Origin of the sequence: Microvirga pakistanensis (assembly GCF_004458765.1) — a bacterium.
Lineage (GTDB): Bacteria > Pseudomonadota > Alphaproteobacteria > Rhizobiales > Beijerinckiaceae > Microvirga > Microvirga pakistanensis.
In genome coordinates this window covers 1-223 of the sequence record NZ_SPJX01000165.1, presented here as the reverse complement: position 1 = coordinate 223, position 223 = coordinate 1, and the positions used below count along the sequence as shown (strand labels likewise).

Annotated in this window: 1 pseudogene; it reads right to left on the bottom strand. The window is 58.3% G+C overall.

Going from position 1 to position 223, the window contains the following annotated elements:
- A pseudogene (locus E4K09_RS05955) lies at positions 1-223 on the bottom strand (acyl-CoA dehydrogenase family protein); the annotation flags it as partial.

The following is a 223-nucleotide window of genomic DNA, read 5'->3' as shown; positions in this document are numbered from 1 at the left end:
GTTCCCCAATCGTTCCACGTTGAAGCCCGCAAGCTGCTTCTTGAACCCGCCGGGCCCGAGCAGGACGTTCTCAGCAGGAACACGACAATTTTCGAAGTAGAGCTGCGACCATTCCTCGCCGCTCATAAAAGAGGAGGGTTTTCCGATGGTGAACCCGGGTATGCCGCGCTCGACGAGGATTGATCCGATACCGCCGGTACCCGGCCCGAACCGGACATAAATG